This is a genomic window from Aquimarina latercula DSM 2041, from assembly GCF_000430645.1.
Lineage (GTDB): Bacteria > Bacteroidota > Bacteroidia > Flavobacteriales > Flavobacteriaceae > Aquimarina > Aquimarina latercula.
The window spans coordinates 51,541-67,768 of record NZ_AUMK01000021.1; the positions used below are offsets into that span (position 1 = coordinate 51,541).

A 16,228-nucleotide genomic window follows, 5' to 3' on the forward strand; every position below is an offset into this window, starting at 1 on the left:
TGTTGCAGCAGCAAAAATAAAACAATTTTAGAAACTATATGTAGAAAGAAGAATTATGACTTTTTCAAAAGCTTTTCGGCATTAGCAATACTCAAATTAATTTGCTCTTTTAGCTTATTAACTTCTATTTCTTCTTCTTTTAGCAGTTTCATTTTTGCAGTAAACTTTTCCATGTCATCTGTTGTATTTTCTTCGCCGTGTGGGAATTTAGAGTTAAAATCACTCATCCAATCCATCATAAAATCATAAGAATCCTTAAGATCTTTTTGTGCTTTTTCATATGGTTTTCCAACGGAAGTGGTATCAATCTTAGGTTCCAATTCCTTTATTAAAGAGCTCATAGATCCCATTTTAGGCATTACTTCATCGTGTACGTCAATTACTTTTTGCATCAAAGCATCGAACTCTTGCTCTTCTTGAGACAATTTGTTACACGCAAAGTTTGTTAGAAGTCCGGTAATTAATATTAAGAAATATATGTTTTTACTTTTCATTGGTCTTGGTTTTTAATAGTTCAAATGTATTACTTTTTTGAATATGTATTATTCTGATATATTATAGATTAGGAAATTTTACGAGATTGTTTTTTTTCTTAGGTATTCCATTCCTAAAATTAATAATAGACTTGCTCCAAATAATGGGAATACTAACGATAGTAGTATAAGTAGGATTATAATTCCATATCCAACTTTAAAAGATGAAGGAACTTTTGGAACTCCCCAACTTTTTTTTCGTTTTCTTAATAAATAAGATAGAATGGCTGATACACTCATTATGGTTAACGTGATCGCAGTAAGAAGAATTAACCACCAATTAACGATGCCGAACTGACCTTGATGAAACGCCATAAACCACATTCTTGCGCGCATTAAAACTCCTACATCTTTCCAGGTAAGTTTTAGAATGGGTTCACCGGAGTATTGATCAAAATGTATTTTTTGTTGGGTGTTTAAATCAGAAGGATTAAAGTTAGATACACTAAATACCCCTTTAGGTCCTTTAGGAAAACTTACCGTTACCTCACCTGGAAGTTTTATAGTTTTTGCTTTTTGCACCATTTGATCTAAGGTTAATGGTGTTCCAGTAATATTCGATTTTAGTTGATGGCCTCTCCAAGTTGTTGGATATCCAGTATTTGTTAACTTTTGAACGTTTTTGAAATTTTCTCCAAAAACATCTGTCCACGGAAAACCTCCTAGTAAAATCATTACTAATAAAATAGATATCCAAAAACCTGAAATAGAATGAATATCTCTATAAAAAGTTCTACGGTCTAGGTTTGTTCTTGGGATAAAATATCCTTTTGATTTCCATCCTCTTTCTGGCCACCAAACATATAAGCCAGTAAGAATTAAAACAATCATCCAACTTGCAATTAATTCGATGATTTTAGTGCCAAATTTGCCCATTAACAATTCTCCGTGTAATTTTCGAACCGTATGCATATTTGTTTGTTTGGCAATGATCTCACCAGAAACGGTGCCCAAATATGGATTTATGAATAAACTACTCTTACCTCCAAACCTTCCTGAGACAAATTCTGTAGCGTGATTAAGAGATTTTGAGATAACCATTGAGTTTGGTTTTTTGATAGCTGTTTCATTAGCTATCTTCCATTGTTCTTCTAGAGAAATGGGACTATCCGTAATAACTACTTCTTTTATATGTTTCTGTCTCGGAGTCTCATAATCAGATTTAAATAAATAAATAATTCCTGTAATAGAAAGTATTAGAATAAATGGAAGAGATATTAATCCTGCGATAAAATGCCATTTCCAAAGCCATTTATTAAGTTTTGAATTTTTTTTCATGATTGTAGAATTATCAGTGGTTGATAAAAAGATCTACTGCCATTATTTTCTATTACCCCACAATAGAAAATAATATGTGTAAACCAATTGTAGAGATGTCGACTCTTTAAACACATATTTACTATGACAGTAGATCATAACTATATTTTAGAAACTTCTGGTTTTAAAAATTATATCGAACTCCAAGATGAAAAGCTCTTGGGTTTCCTATGGTGAAACTATTTTCGCTTCTAAACACGTTATATGAGGCTCTTGCGGCATACAATTCATCAAAAACATTTAAAGCATGCCCCCATATCACAATTCCTTTATAGTTTAATGATGCTCTAAGATTAAAAATAGTATGACCATCATAAGTAGCTGTACTAAAAGAACCATTATCGTTTTCTACTTGATTCTCAAAGCTGGTATTATAACTCCCTACCAGTTCATGTTCTCCTGTTATGCTAAAGCCAATATTTTCAAAATCCTTACGATAAGTAATGGCTGAAGTACCTAATAGACTAGGAGCGGTTTCTCTTTCTGTGTCAGAATAATCAATCCCTGAATCAAAAAAATCTACATATTCATGTTTCGCATAGCTACCATTGTGCGAAATAGATAATTCTTTAAGAATTTTATAAGTAATGCCATATTCTATTCCATAAGATCTAGTTTTACCTGCATTAGTATTAAAGAAATTGTCATCTTCATCTCTAAGTGTGATAAGTGTATTTTTTCCTTCTAAAACATATAAGGCGGCATCTAAAGTAAGTTTTGACGGAATCGAATAATACCCACCAATTTCATAATTATTATATCTACTAGGTTTTATTCCTTGTACCTGATTACGATTTCTATATAGAGTAGAAACTTGTGGAGGGGTAAACCCTTGAGAATAATTTGCATAGATACCCGTTTGGCTCGAAAGGTTGTAGTTGATCCCCAGTTTAGGAGTAAGATTGTTAAAATTATCTACGGCATCTTCTACACCTACAATACCATCTGCCTGATTATTATAATCATATTCGAATCCATCGTAGCGAATTGCAGCGGTTACTTTTAGAGGTGCTATAGGTGATATTTCATATTGCAAAAATCCTGCGTAATTAAAAATATTTGCTTCGTAATTTAATATAAAATCTCCTGAGTTGAGAGTAAAGTCCGTATTCCTTCCAGTTTCTGTGTCCACAATAACACTGGTTGTTTCTGCTATATATTTTTGTGGAGAAAAATCACCTGTGGCGCCTAGTATTAAAGAAGAATTAGCAAAGTTAAAATTTAGCTTATGTTGTATTAAACCTACAAAACTTTTAAATTGATTAGAGTTTATTTCTCCAGAACCAAATCCAGTTAACTGACCTTGGTCTCTAAATTGACGTACTCTATAGGATGGATTTTGATCCATCGTATTATCCCTGAAAACAAAATTAAAAGAGGTTTTGTTACGATCATTCCAGAATTTGTCTAATGTAGTTCTTAGTCTAAAAGCTAGAGCTTCTCGTTCAGTAAAAGTTTGATCACTTTCGAAATTTCCTCCATAATAATCGGACTCACTTAAAGAACCAGTCATATCTGATCTGTAATCTACAATGTCTAGAACTGTTGTCCATTTTGTGGTTGTAGAAAAATCATATACAGTCTTAAATGTAACAGCTAGTTTTTCATAGTCACTATGTTCTATAGGGCCATTTTTTCGTTGTACATAATGTCCTCCTAAATAGAACCCAAATTTGTCACTGGTTCTGTCAGAAACTTCTAATTCATAACGAGTTAATCCAATATCATTGGTCTGAAACCCTAAGCTACCACTAAGATTTTCTGTTGGTTTCTTGGTAATAAAATTAAAACTACCTCCAATAGATTCACTACCGTAAATACTAGATGCGGGGCCTTTAAGTACTTCTATGCGATCATAAGAAATATCATTCATTTCTAATAATGCATTATGATTAAATACAGAGGTAGGTCGTATTTGCAATCCATCTTCCAGATATAAAAACAAAGCTTTTGTAGAAATAGGTGATCGAACTGCCATAAAATGCTGTTCATTACTCGCTGCTCTAGAAGTCGACATAAAAACTCCAGGAACTTGATTAACTAGTTGATCAATACCAAAAGCTTTTGTCTCTTCTATGGTTTTTGCAGATATAGTAGCGATAGATCCAGGTACATCAGAACGTTTTTGAATTTCCCTACTTGCAGAAGTTACAAAAACCTCTTCCAAAGCTACATTATCAAGAGATAAACGGATAATATTAACACCATTAGTAAGGGAAACTTCTTTAGTTGTATATCCTACAAAGCTAATGGTAACTTGATTTGAATTTTGGAGTGTTATTGTAAAGCTCCCATTAATATTGCTCATTACTCCATTTGTAGTAGTATTAGATGCTATTATTGTTGCTCCTGGTAACGGATTATTAGAATTATCTACAACTTTTCCTTGAAAAGATTGTGCGTAGCTATTAATTCCGTAAACAAGGAATATAGCTAACATTAGTATATTTTTCATTATATGTAATGTATAGGTAGGATCATCATTCAATAGATGGATACCTAGTTTGTTAATTATTAAGTAAGTATTTTATAAAGCGTATTGTAGACCTAACGTAATCGTTTCTTTATTTCTTAATTGTACACCATTCATATTCTGAAACAATGGAATAGCAGCTTCAAAACCAAGACGCAGGTTTTTAAGGCTTCCTTTAAAGGCATATAAATTAAAACCTAAACCCGCGTTTGCATAGGTCATTCCGGAATTAGCAGTATCTGCAGTGATTACCATGATTGGATTTAGATCAGGATTCGTTCCACTTATTTTATCAATAGCTCCAAATTCAAATCTTCCGGAAAAACTTAACCAATCAGTGGCAGTTACGGCTAACCAATTGTTTAAACTATACTTGTTTCCTAGACGATATTCATTATCATTCTCACCAATTCTAAGTGTAGTTCTTACTTGCGTACCAAAAGAAAGAATACTCCATTGTTTTAGATAAGTTAAAGCAATTTCAGTATCCCAAGTTCCACTACCTATTTGCATTGGATAGGGGAGTATTACTTCGTTTGGAGTAGAAGCTGGAGTCACATTTTTTTCATTAATACTACCGGTAGGTATAGATATTCCAATTTGGCCGTGTAATTGTTGTTTGTTCTTATTAAAGAATTTATATAGCGCTGCAATCTTTGTATCACCAAACCCAGAAGACTCTGTAGTAAATACTCCATTCATAGCAGTAAGGTGATCCATTTCTTGGGATAGATAATTTACCATTGCCATCAAAGTTATTTTATCACTTGGCGCATACATCATTCCTAACATATGCATATTCATTGGCATACTTGTAGGCGTAACCATATATACATCATTAGGGCGTAACGCATTAGAGAAATCTACATTTTCACTACCTCTGTTAAGGTCTTCCATATTCATATACATGTAGCGATAGCTAAACATGAATTCACCTTTTCCGTGTGTGTGATCTCCCATTACGGATATAGGAGCGTGTCCATCAGGTCTTGATCCTGACCATTTATTTTCTTTGCTTTCTTCCTGCCCAGATATAAATTGTGCTGTCATTATAAGAATGACATAGATATATTTTTTCATTATATAAATGATTTGTAGTTGTATAGCTTTCTATTCAAGAAAGTTATCGTACAGAGATATTGTAACTTGATTAAAAACAGCTTTAAATAAATAACATATAGAGTTGATCAACCTAGAATAATTCTTGGCCGATTTCATTAAAAAAAAGATCACTACTTAAGTGATTAAGAGAAAGAAACTTCTGGTGGGCGATCAATATTATTGGAAATATTTTTAGTGTGTAAGTTAATTGGTTTCCAATTAGAATTATCCTCAAAATAGAATTGAGACATGTTTTTGATTTGAATTATATTGTCTTCAAAAAAGAGAGGAATAAAAGCTTCTACAATAACCGTTAAAGAACTGTTTTGAGTATCAGAAGTCGTCTTACTCATCTTCATTTGAGTCATTAGATAACATTTTCCGTTACAGTTTAATTTTGGCCTTTCTTTATTAACACAATATTTTTCTACAATGGTGTCAATATTTAACTGATAGTAGAGTACATTACTTATTTCTATTGCTGGTCTTAAAGCAAAAGCAATGAATATTAATATAGAAAAAAAGACTCTCAATTAAGGGTTTTTCAAATTCGCTGCAAATATACTATTCTTCTTAAAAGTAATATAAGATCTACTCTTAAAACTTACTAAAAGTATAGTTAATATATATAGCTAAAAAAGGTTTTGAATTATAATTAATCAACCATATTCCGGAATAGAAAATTTAGGAGGTTAATAAACAAACCGTTTGTATTCGAAGTGAGCTTTTGGCTTTATGAAAAAAAAAATCCTCAAGCATTTTACTGCTTGAGGAATATATTTTATAATAATTTATGTGTAAAATTATCTATGAATTGTCTGAGTCCTATCTGGTCCAACAGAAACAATAGTAATTGGTGTTTCTAATTCTTTTTCCAAGAAATCGATGTATTCATTTAACTCTTTTGGAAACTCTGATTTATCAGACATTTTAGTAAGATCTTCTGACCAACCTTTCATTTCTGTATATACCGGAGTTACATTTTCTGGTTCAATATTGTAGGGTAGGTGAGTGATCGTTTCTCCTTTATATTTATAAGCAGTACATACTTTAAGAGTTTTGAAACCACTTAATACATCACCTTTCATCATCATTAATTGAGTAACACCATTAACGTGAACAGCATATTTTAATGCAACTAAATCTAACCATCCGCATCTTCGTGCTCTTCCGGTTGTAGCTCCAAATTCATTACCTACACGCCCCATAGTTTCTCCATCCTCATCAAACAATTCTGTTGGGAATGGTCCGCTTCCTACACGAGTGGTGTATGCTTTAAAAATTCCGAATACTTCTTTGATTTTATTAGGAGCAACTCCTAATCCTGTGCAAGCTCCTGCAGCAGTTGTATTAGAAGATGTTACAAAAGGATATGTTCCAAAGTCTATATCTAATAGAGATCCTTGTGCTCCTTCTGCTAATATTTTCTTACCATCTCTTTGTGCTTGGTATAGGTATTCTTCACTATCAATAAAAGTCAAAGATTTTAAAGTCTCTATAGCTTTAAAAAACTCAGCTTCTAATTCTTCTAAATCATATTCAATTTTTGCATCGTAGAAATCTATCATAGCTTCGTGCTTGTTAGCAAGATTTCTATAACGTTCTTTCCAATCACTTAGTTCTAGATCTCCAACACGGATACCATTTCTACCGGTCTTATCCATATACGTTGGTCCAATACCTTTTAGAGTAGAACCAATTTTTGCTTTTCCTTTAGAAGCTTCAGATGCTGCATCAAGAATTCTATGTGTTGGTAATATTAGATGTGCTTTTCTTGATATAACAAGTTTTGATTTATAATCTAAATTAAACTTAGCAAGATTATCTAATTCTTTTTTAAATATTACTGGGTCAATTACGACACCGTTACCTACTAAATTGATTGCTTTATCATGAAAAATTCCACTTGGAATCGTATGTAATACATGTTTGATACCATCAAATTCCAAAGTATGTCCTGCATTAGGTCCTCCTTGGAATCTCGCAATTATATCATAATTTTTTGTAAGAACGTCTACAATTTTTCCTTTACCTTCGTCTCCCCATTGAAGACCAAGTAATAAGTTTACCGCCATTAGTTTTCTTGATTAGTGGGTTTCTTTTTGGTTCCGTAGAAATATAGTGAGTGATTTGTAATTTCTACATCAAAAATTTCTTCGATTGTTTTTTTTATGGATTGTATTCTTGGATCACAAAACTCCAGGACTTCACCACTATCAGTTAAAATAAGGTGATCATGTTGCCTGTCGAAATATGACTTTTCATATTGAGCCTGACTTTGACCAAATTGATGTTTACGAACTAGTTTGCAATCTAATAAAAGCTCTATAGTGTTGTAGAGTGTAGCTCTACTAACACGATAGTTTTTGTTTTTCATTTTTATATAAAGTGATTCTATATCAAAATGTTCTTCACTTTCATAAATTTCCTGAAGTATAGCGTAGCGCTCAGGTGTTTTTCTATGACCATTTTCCTCTAGAAAACTAGTAAACACATTCTTAACGATATTCTGATCGTTTTGCGTAGTTGTTTTGGTACTCATAATGCTTAAAAAAGCAAATTTACATTATTTTTTACAAGTTAGAGTCCAAATTATAAATACTTATTAATAAAAAATAGAAAGAGCTATTCTCTAATTACTTTATCAATTCCATTTACCTTAGAAAGGTTTTGAATAACTGTTTTTAAGGTGTTTTTATTTTTAACACCTACAGTAATTTTACCTGTAAATACGCCATCATTTGTATCAAAGTTCATATTGTAGATGGCAAGATGCATATTATTGGATATGATTTGGGTCACTTCATTCACCACACCAATATTATCAATACCATTGAGTCTAATAACTGCTTTAAATACTTCTTGACTAGAATCAATCCATTTTGCCTGAATAATGCGATATGCATAATTACTCTGCAGCTGTAATGCATTAGGGCAATCTTTTTTATGAATTTTTATGCCCTCGTTAACTGTTATAAAGCCAAAAACATTATCTCCAGCTATAGGATTGCAGCAATTGGATAGTTTGTATTCTAATTTTTCAGAATCCTTACCAAACACTAAAAGATCATACTTAGACGTAATTTCATCTTTATTTACATCTTTGGCATTTCCTCGTCGAATTTTATTTTTAATAAAATTCATGAAGACATTGCTACGCGTAGTAGCAAACTCTTTAATTTTTTGGTTATCAATAGTTCCGATACCAACCCTATAGAAAAGATCTTGACTAGTTTTGAGTTTAAAGTATAGAACCAGTTCGTTAACTACTTTTTCTCCCATGGTTATTTTTTGGGAACGTAGTTTACGTTTAAGAACTACTTTTCCTTCTTCGGCTATCTGTTTCTTTTCATCACGTAGGGCAGATTTAATTTTAGATCTTGCTCTAGCGGTAGTTGCATAATCTAACCAGTTTGAGGAAGGTTTTGATTTAGTAGAAGTAATAATTTCTACTTGATCTCCACTTTTAAGTTCATGACTTAACGGAACTAATTTATTATTTACTCTAGCTCCTCTAGTTCTCAGTCCAACTTCTGTATGTACACTAAAACCAAAGTCTAATGCTGTTGCTCCTTTTGGTAAGGATTTTAAATCTCCCTCAGGAGTAAAGACAAAGATTTCTTTTGCGTACAGATTAAGTTTGAATTCTTCGACAAAATCAACTGCGTTTGTTTCAGAATTTTCTAGTGCTTCTTGTAATCTATTTAACCAGCCATCAAGCCCTTGATCTTGTTTTTCTTCGGTGTTTTTATATTTATAATGCGCAGCATATCCTTTTTCTGCAATCTCATGCATCCGTTCACTGCGTATTTGCACTTCGACCCATTGACTATCAGGACCAATTACAGTTATGTGTAATGCTTCATATCCAGTAGATTTTGGTTGAGAAATCCAGTCTCTTAGTCTAATAGGATTAGGACGATAGTAGTCAGTAACGATCGTGTATATTTTCCAAGCGATGAATTTTTCGTTTTCGATATCATCTGCTTTGTATATGATTCTTATGGCAAATTTGTCATAAACTTCGTCAAATGAAATATTCTGTTTCAGAATTTTACGTCTGATTGAAAAAATTGACTTTGGTCTTCCTTTGATTTCATAATCTAAACCTTCTTTATCAAGTCCTTCTTTTATTTTATTAGAAAACCGTTTTATATAAGCATCTTGTTCTTCTTTACTTTCTTTAATTTTTTCTAAAATATCCTTGTAAACTTCAGGTTCTGTATATTTTAATCCTAGATCTTCTAATTCTGTTTTAATGTTGTAAAGCCCTATTCTATGTGCCAAAGGAGCATAAATGTATAAGGTTTCCGATGCAATTTTAACTTGTTTGTCAGGACGCATTGCGTCCATCGTTTGCATATTGTGTAAACGATCGGCTATTTTAATAATAATCACTCTTACATCATCATTAAGAGTAAGTAACATTTTTCTAAAATTCTCAGCCTGAAGAGAGATATCCTTATCCTTTTTTAGAGAAGATATTTTTGTTAACCCATCCACAATACGAGCTACAGTCTCTCCAAACATTTGCTCAATGTCTACTAAAGTATATTCTGTGTCTTCGACTACATCGTGAAGTAATGCTGCGGCTATAGAAGTTGCGTCTAGTCCTATTTCACTTGCTACTATTTTGGCAACAGCAATAGGGTGGAAGATGTAGGCTTCTCCACTCTTACGTCTCTGATCTTTATGTGCATCTACAGCAATATCAAATGCCTGCCGTATTAATTTTTTATCGTCCTTACTAAGGTCTCGATAACTAATACGAAGCAATTCCTTGTATTGCTTAGCAATTTGTTTGTTTTCCTGTTCTATAGCGGCTTCGGTCATACTATAAAGTTTACTTTGAAAGCCTGTTTTAATGTGATTGTGTGCTTACTTAATGGTTAAAAATAATTGATTCTAAACATCGAGTAAGAGTTAAAAATACAATTAAGAATTGTAACCACCAAGACTATCTTACCTCATTTATTTGCGTATATTTTTAATCCTTTGTAAAAGAGTCGGATGCGAGTAATGAATAAACACCATTGCTGGATGAGGTGTTAGATTACTTAAGTTGTTTTTAGATAATTTTTTCAAGCTATTTATCAAGGCTTCACCATCATATGTACTTTTAGCATAGTCGTCTGCTTGGTATTCAAAAGCACGGGAAACAACATTCATGATAAGCCCAGTTATCTCAGATATTGGACTGTACAGAATTCCAAAAGCAACTAATCCAATATGAAATGAAGGTATTTCTACACCTAATGCTTCCGAAAGAAGTGGATTCGCAATGAACAAAGATAAAAACCATAACGTTACTCCTGTGAGTAAAATTGATAATAGAAGATTCATTATTACATGACGTTTTTTATAGTGGCCAACCTCGTGAGCTAATACCGCTACAATCTCTTCTTTATTAAGGTCTTTAATCAGTGTGTCGTATAATGTGATTCTTTTTTCACTACCTAAACCAGAAAAATAAGCGTTCGCTTTAGTACTTCTTTTTGATCCATCAATTACAAAAATATCTCTTAATTGAAAACCAACATTATTAGAGTATTCTTGAATTGTATCTCTTAATTCTCCTGGTTCTAAAGGCGTTTGTTTGTTAAATAATGGAACTATCAATTTAGCATAGAACATATTCATGGCTAATGTGAAAATAGAAATTAATGCCCAAGCATAAACCCAAAAATATTTTCCAGTAATTTCATAAAACCACAGAATTAATGCTAAAAGACCACCTCCAACAATGATCATCATAATAATGCCTTTGATTTTATCGATAAAAAAAGTTTTGATAGTTGTTTTATTAAACCCGAATTGTTCTTCTATAATAAAGGTTTTATAATATGCGGCAGGTGTCGATAAAATGTCACTGCTAATCATTATAATACCAAAAAATAGAAGTCCTACAATAATAGAATTGTTTGAAAAACTTCTTGCTATAGCATCTACCCAAGCAAAACCATCTAAGTAAAAGAACATAAGCATAATGCATAAGGAAACTAAAGAAGATATTAGCTTAAACTTGTAATTCGCTTTTTTATAAGCTATTGATTTTTGATACTCATCTTCAGGGTATACATCAGAGAGTTCATCAGGGATATCGTTATTATAATGTCTGGCGTTTAAAATATCCAGTAAAGAATCTATTAGAAATACTATTACAATAATAGCAATCAATAGTTGAAAGAGCGTGTTTGACGTCATTTTTATAGGTTTGTAGCTTTGGGATTTGTAGGTTTAGTAAGTTAATGATTTTTTAAGTATCACACAACAAAATCACGTTGTCGTTTTGCTTCAAAAATTAGTATTCCTGCCGCTACTGAAACATTCATTGAATCTATAACACCACTCATTGGGATTTTAATATTTTGTGTTGTGTTATTCAACCACTCATCGGTTAAGCCCTTATCTTCTGTACCAACGACAATGGCAGTAGGTTTAGTATAATCTTGTGTGTAATAATTTTCAGAGGATTGTAATGCAGCTCCATATATATCAATACCTTGACCAGTAAGAAAGGAGATAATTTCAGAAGTGGATCCAGTTGCTACATTATTAGTAAATACACACCCAACGCTTGATCTAATTATATTTGGGTTGTAGATATCTGTTCTAGGATTTGCAATTAGAACCGCATCTACTTTTGCAGCATCCGCAGTACGTAATAACGCACCAATATTTCCCGGTTTTTCTGGGGATTCTGCAACTAAAATTAATGGGTTTTTTGTTTCAAGTACTAAGTGCTGAAGTGATATTTCTTTACATTTTGCAATTGCTATAATACCTTCTGTTGTAGATCGATGAGATAATTTTTGGTAAATCTCTAAAGTAATTTCAAATAAATCAATAGGGTCATTAGCTTTTTTTAGAATTCCTGTGATTTCTTCAGAAGTGATAATGGATGGGCAATAATATATATGTTCTATTTTATATCCGCCAGAAATTGAAAGGGAGATTTCTCGTCTTCCTTCAATAAAAAAACGATTTTCCTTTTTACGAATTCTGGATTTTTCCTTAAGCTGATTTAAGAATTTTATTTTTGGATTTTGTATACTGGTAATTTGTTTAAGCATAGAGGCAAATATACTAAGACGAGTGTTAAATGAATTATAGAAAAGGTATTTTTACGAAGCTAAGATTGTAGTGTGTAAGGATGTTAACGCTATATACTAATTATTAGTTAGTCATATAGATAAGGTATTAAATTTTAGTTTTTTAATAGATGCTTTTAGAAATGCAAAAACCCCATCGTAATGATGAGGTTTTTACTATAAGTGAGAAAATATTTTATTTAAAAATTACTTTACTTTTTCTACAATTGCTTTAAAAGCTTCTGGGTTGTTCATCGCTAAATCGGCAAGAACCTTACGATTCAATTCGATATTATTAGCTTTTACTTTTCCCATAAATTGAGAATAAGACATACCGTGTATACGAGCACCCGCATTAATACGAGTAATCCATAAAGCACGGAAAGTTCTTTTTTTGTTTCTGCGGTCTCTATAAGCATATGACATTGCTTTATCAACTGCATTTTTCGCTACTGTCCAAACGTTTTTACGACGTCCGAAGTAACCTTTTGCTTGCTTAAGAACTCTTTTTCTTCTAGCTCTTTTCGCAACAGAATTTACTGATCTTGGCATAATTTTAAATTTTTTAGTAGTAGGCGGTCAATAAATTGACTCTTTGTCTTTTTGCTAATTTGAGTTCCAAATATTAGATCTCTAATTTCTAAAGGCCCAACTCCTGGGTTTGTAATAATTTTAACCTGATTAAAAAGCGATTACTTTAAACGTAATTGTTCTTTAATACTATTTTCATCGCTTTTGTGCACTAACGTAGAGTGCGTTAAAGCTAGCTTACGCTTTTTAGATTTTTTTGTCAAAATATGACTCTTAAAAGCGTGCTTTCTTTTGATTTTACCAGTACCGGTAAGCTTGAAACGCTTCTTAGCACTGGATTTTGTTTTCATTTTAGGCATTGTATCCTTGTTTTTATAATAATCTCACTTATTATCTTTAGAGCTTTTCTTTAAAAAAAGCTTCTTTTTTATTTTGATTTCTTTGGAGCAATGAACATAATCATTCTCTTACCCTCTAATTTTGGCATTTGCTCTACTTTACCATAATCTTCTAATTCTTGGGCTAATCTTAATAATAAGATTTGACCTTGATCTTTATAGATTATAGAACGACCTTTAAAGAAAACATATGCTTTTAATTTAGCTCCTTCACTTAAGAATTTGATTGCGTGTTTTTTCTTAAACTCGTAATCATGTTCATCTGTGTTAGGTCCAAATCTAATCTCCTTTATTGTGACCTTAGTCGCCTTGGTTTTAAGAGCTTTGTCCCTTTTTTTCTGTTCATATAAGAACTTTTTATAGTCCATTATTTTACAAACAGGAGGTACCGCTTTTGGAGAAATTTCTACAAGATCCAATTCTTGCTCTTCAGCAAGTGCCAGTGCTTTTTTGGTTGGATATACACCAACTTCTACATTGTCGCCTACAAGACGTACTTCGTCAACCCTAATTTTGTGATTGATTCTGTGAGCATCTTCTTTAATTACTCTTAGTGGTTTCTGAGACCTTCTTCTTCTTATTGCTATGACTTAAAAATTTAAATTAAACTTAAAATTTATTTTATTATCCGTTAAATGGTTTTAACGTTCTACTTATTTCTTCGGTGATTATTTCAGTGAACTTTTCAATACTAATCGCTCCAATATCTTCTCCACCATGTTTTCTAACAGATATTGTGTTATCTTTTTCTTCTTGCTCCCCCACAATAACAATGTAAGGAATTTTTTTCATTTCTGCCTCTCTAATTTTTTTACCCATAGTTTCATTTCTATGGTCAGCAAGGGCGCGAATTTCGTTATTTTCTAACAAATTTAAAACTTTTTCAGCGTATTTTTCATATTTCTCACTGATTGATAGGACAATAACTTGTTCAGGCATTAACCACAAAGGGAAGTTACCAGCTGTATGTTCTAATAAAATAGCGATAAATCTTTCCATGCTACCAAAAGGAGCTCTATGGATCATTATTGGTCTATGCATTTCGTTATCACTGCCTTTGTATTCAAGATCAAAACGTTCTGGTAGGTTATAGTCTACCTGTATAGTTCCTAATTGCCAACTTCTTCCTAAAGCATCCTTTACCATAAAGTCAAGTTTAGGTCCATAAAAAGCAGCTTCACCACTTTCAATAACATAATCAAGACCTTTGTCTTTTGCAGCACTTATAATTGCGTTTTCTGCTTTTTCCCAGTTTTCAACATCTCCAATGTACTTTTCAGGATTATCAGGATCTCTTAATGATACTTGTGCGGTAAAATTTTCAAAACCTAAAGAACCAAAAACGTATAGAACAAGGTCTATAACCTTTTTGAACTCATCATCTAATTGATCAGGTGTGCAAAATATATGTGCATCGTCTTGTGTAAAACCACGAACTCGTGTAAGTCCATGAAGTTCACCACTTTGTTCATATCTGTAAACCGTCCCAAATTCTGCGTACCGTATAGGTAAATCTCTATATGACCAAGGTCCACTCTTGTATATTTCACAATGGTGAGGACAATTCATTGGCTTAAGCAAGAATTCTTCACCATCTGCAGGAGTATTTATTGGTTGAAAACTATCTTCCCCATATTTTGCATAATGACCAGAAGTAACATATAATTCCTTTTGACCAATATGAGGTGTTACCACCATTTCGTATCGAGCTTTTTTCTGAGCCTTTTTTAAGAACTGCTCTAAACGTTCACGTAAAGCGGCACCTTTAGGTAGCCATAAAGGTAATCCTTGACCAACCCTTTGTGAAAATGTAAAGAATCCTAATTCCTTTCCAAGCTTTCTATGGTCACGTTTCTTAGCTTCTTCTAATAGTGCGAGGTGTTCTTTAAGTTCTTTTTGTTTTGGGAATGAAGTTCCGTAAACTCGAGTAAGTTGTTTGTTTTTTTCGTCACCTCTCCAATACGCACCAGCAACACTCATTATTTTAACGGCTTTGATCAAACCAGTATTAGGAATATGTCCTCCTCTACATAAATCAGTAAAAGTATCATGATCACAGAATGTGATAGTTCCATCTTCTAGATTCTCTATCAATTCTAGTTTGTATTCGTTTCCTTCCTTTTTGTATTTAGCGAGAGCATCAGACTTAGAAACGGATCTCATTTTAAATTCATGTTTTCCTCTAGCAATTTCTAACATTTTGTCTTCAATTGCTTTAAAGTCTTTTTCAGAAATAGTTTTGTCTCCTAAGTCTACATCATAATAAAAACCATTGTCTATAGCTGGTCCTATAGATAATTTAACTCCTGGGTATAATTCTTCTAAAGCTTGCGCAAGAACATGAGAGGTAGAGTGTCTAAAAGCTTGTTTCCCTTCTTTATCTCTCCAGGTGAATAAAACCAAATTTCCATCGGTAGTTAGTTCCGTTGAGGTTTCGATAATAGTGTTATTAAATTTTGCCGAAATAACATTTCTTGCAAATCCTTCACTAATGTCTTTTGCGACATCCATAGCAGTGATACTTTCACTGAATTCTCTAACCGAACCATCCGGTAATGTAATCTTGATCATTATTCTTTAAATTATTAAGAGACAAAGATAATACGATAATAAAATCCTCACAATAATTAAGGACTAGATTTATCAAAATATTAATATGCTATTGTTTGCTGTAGATGCCAATTTAATAGATGTTTTAAGTTGTTTTATTAATGTGGTATAATAATAAGGACAGGTTGTTATTTAATTTGATATTATTGTTTTGATTTATTGTGGATTGTTTTC

The 16,228-nt window shown here is 32.3% G+C and carries 14 protein-coding genes; all 14 read right to left on the reverse strand.

Annotated features, from left to right (window positions below):
• Positions 1–53 precede the first annotated feature (53 nt).
• The gene (locus H526_RS0117350; RefSeq protein WP_027394170.1) at positions 54–494 is read right to left on the reverse strand and encodes a hypothetical protein; all 441 of its coding nucleotides are present in this window, start codon (positions 492–494) and stop codon (positions 54–56) included.
• A 78-nt stretch (positions 495–572) separates the two neighbouring features.
• Complete coding sequence (locus tag H526_RS0117355; RefSeq protein WP_027394171.1) at positions 573–1,811, reverse strand: PepSY-associated TM helix domain-containing protein; 1,239 nt, start codon at positions 1,809–1,811, stop codon at positions 573–575.
• Between the two features lie 163 nt (positions 1,812–1,974).
• Positions 1,975–4,305 (reverse strand): TonB-dependent receptor, encoded by a 2,331-nt coding sequence (locus H526_RS0117360; RefSeq protein WP_027394172.1) that lies wholly within the window; start codon positions 4,303–4,305, stop codon positions 1,975–1,977.
• Between the two features lie 72 nt (positions 4,306–4,377).
• Positions 4,378–5,403, reverse strand: coding sequence for a transporter family protein (locus H526_RS0117365; RefSeq protein ID WP_027394173.1), 1,026 nt, complete (start codon positions 5,401–5,403; stop codon positions 4,378–4,380).
• A gap of 164 nt (positions 5,404–5,567) precedes the next feature.
• Positions 5,568–5,957, reverse strand: coding sequence for a hypothetical protein (locus tag H526_RS31055; protein WP_051336218.1), 390 nt, complete (start codon positions 5,955–5,957; stop codon positions 5,568–5,570).
• Positions 5,958–6,227: 270 nt separating this feature from the next.
• On the reverse strand, positions 6,228–7,499 hold the full coding sequence (locus H526_RS0117375; RefSeq protein ID WP_027394174.1) for an adenylosuccinate synthase: 1,272 nt from the start codon (positions 7,497–7,499) through the stop codon (positions 6,228–6,230).
• On the reverse strand, positions 7,499–7,966 hold the full coding sequence (locus tag H526_RS0117380) for a Fur family transcriptional regulator (RefSeq protein WP_027394175.1): 468 nt from the start codon (positions 7,964–7,966) through the stop codon (positions 7,499–7,501). The genes H526_RS0117375 and H526_RS0117380 overlap by 1 nt, the downstream gene beginning before the upstream one ends.
• Before the next feature lie 83 nt (positions 7,967–8,049).
• Positions 8,050–10,257, reverse strand: coding sequence for a RelA/SpoT family protein (locus H526_RS0117385; RefSeq protein ID WP_027394176.1), 2,208 nt, complete (start codon positions 10,255–10,257; stop codon positions 8,050–8,052).
• A 138-nt stretch (positions 10,258–10,395) separates the two neighbouring features.
• Positions 10,396–11,628: a M48 family metallopeptidase gene (locus tag H526_RS0117390; protein WP_027394177.1), complete on the reverse strand. Its 1,233-nt coding sequence runs from the start codon at positions 11,626–11,628 to the stop codon at positions 10,396–10,398.
• Positions 11,629–11,687: 59 nt separating this feature from the next.
• Positions 11,688–12,497 carry a TrmH family RNA methyltransferase gene (locus H526_RS0117395; protein WP_027394178.1) on the reverse strand — a complete coding sequence of 270 codons (810 nt, stop codon included), beginning with the start codon at positions 12,495–12,497 and terminating at the stop codon, positions 11,688–11,690.
• Positions 12,498–12,722: 225 nt separating this feature from the next.
• The gene (gene rplT, locus H526_RS0117400; protein ID WP_027394179.1) at positions 12,723–13,067 is read right to left on the reverse strand and encodes a 50S ribosomal protein L20; all 345 of its coding nucleotides are present in this window, start codon (positions 13,065–13,067) and stop codon (positions 12,723–12,725) included.
• Positions 13,068–13,207: 140 nt separating this feature from the next.
• Complete coding sequence (gene rpmI / locus H526_RS0117405) at positions 13,208–13,405, reverse strand: 50S ribosomal protein L35 (protein ID WP_027394180.1); 198 nt, start codon at positions 13,403–13,405, stop codon at positions 13,208–13,210.
• A gap of 68 nt (positions 13,406–13,473) precedes the next feature.
• The gene (infC, locus tag H526_RS0117410) at positions 13,474–13,989 is read right to left on the reverse strand and encodes a translation initiation factor IF-3 (RefSeq protein ID WP_255411848.1); all 516 of its coding nucleotides are present in this window, start codon (positions 13,987–13,989) and stop codon (positions 13,474–13,476) included.
• 79 nt (positions 13,990–14,068) lie between these two features.
• Entirely contained in the window at positions 14,069–16,015 is a 1,947-nt protein-coding gene (gene thrS / locus H526_RS0117415) for a threonine--tRNA ligase (RefSeq protein WP_027394182.1), read from the reverse strand.
• Between the last annotated feature and the right edge of the window lie 213 nt (positions 16,016–16,228).

What these genes read in the sequence shown, in the direction of transcription:
- H526_RS0117350 (WP_027394170.1), bottom strand. Translation starts at nt 494, where the DNA reads ATGAAAAGTAAAAACATATATTTCTTAATATTAATTACCGGACTTCTA.
- H526_RS0117355 (WP_027394171.1), bottom strand. Translation starts at nt 1,811, where the DNA reads ATGAAAAAAAATTCAAAACTTAATAAATGGCTTTGGAAATGGCATTTT.
- H526_RS0117360 (WP_027394172.1), bottom strand. Translation starts at nt 4,305, where the DNA reads ATGAAAAATATACTAATGTTAGCTATATTCCTTGTTTACGGAATTAAT.
- H526_RS0117365 (WP_027394173.1), bottom strand. Translation starts at nt 5,403, where the DNA reads ATGAAAAAATATATCTATGTCATTCTTATAATGACAGCACAATTTATA.
- H526_RS0117375 (WP_027394174.1), bottom strand. Translation starts at nt 7,499, where the DNA reads ATGGCGGTAAACTTATTACTTGGTCTTCAATGGGGAGACGAAGGTAAA.
- H526_RS0117380 (WP_027394175.1), bottom strand. Translation starts at nt 7,966, where the DNA reads ATGAGTACCAAAACAACTACGCAAAACGATCAGAATATCGTTAAGAAT.
- H526_RS0117385 (WP_027394176.1), bottom strand. Translation starts at nt 10,257, where the DNA reads ATGACCGAAGCCGCTATAGAACAGGAAAACAAACAAATTGCTAAGCAA.
- H526_RS0117390 (WP_027394177.1), bottom strand. Translation starts at nt 11,628, where the DNA reads ATGACGTCAAACACGCTCTTTCAACTATTGATTGCTATTATTGTAATA.
- H526_RS0117395 (WP_027394178.1), bottom strand. Translation starts at nt 12,497, where the DNA reads ATGCTTAAACAAATTACCAGTATACAAAATCCAAAAATAAAATTCTTA.
- rplT (WP_027394179.1), bottom strand. Translation starts at nt 13,067, where the DNA reads ATGCCAAGATCAGTAAATTCTGTTGCGAAAAGAGCTAGAAGAAAAAGA.
- rpmI (WP_027394180.1), bottom strand. Translation starts at nt 13,405, where the DNA reads ATGCCTAAAATGAAAACAAAATCCAGTGCTAAGAAGCGTTTCAAGCTT.
- thrS (WP_027394182.1), bottom strand. Translation starts at nt 16,015, where the DNA reads ATGATCAAGATTACATTACCGGATGGTTCGGTTAGAGAATTCAGTGAA.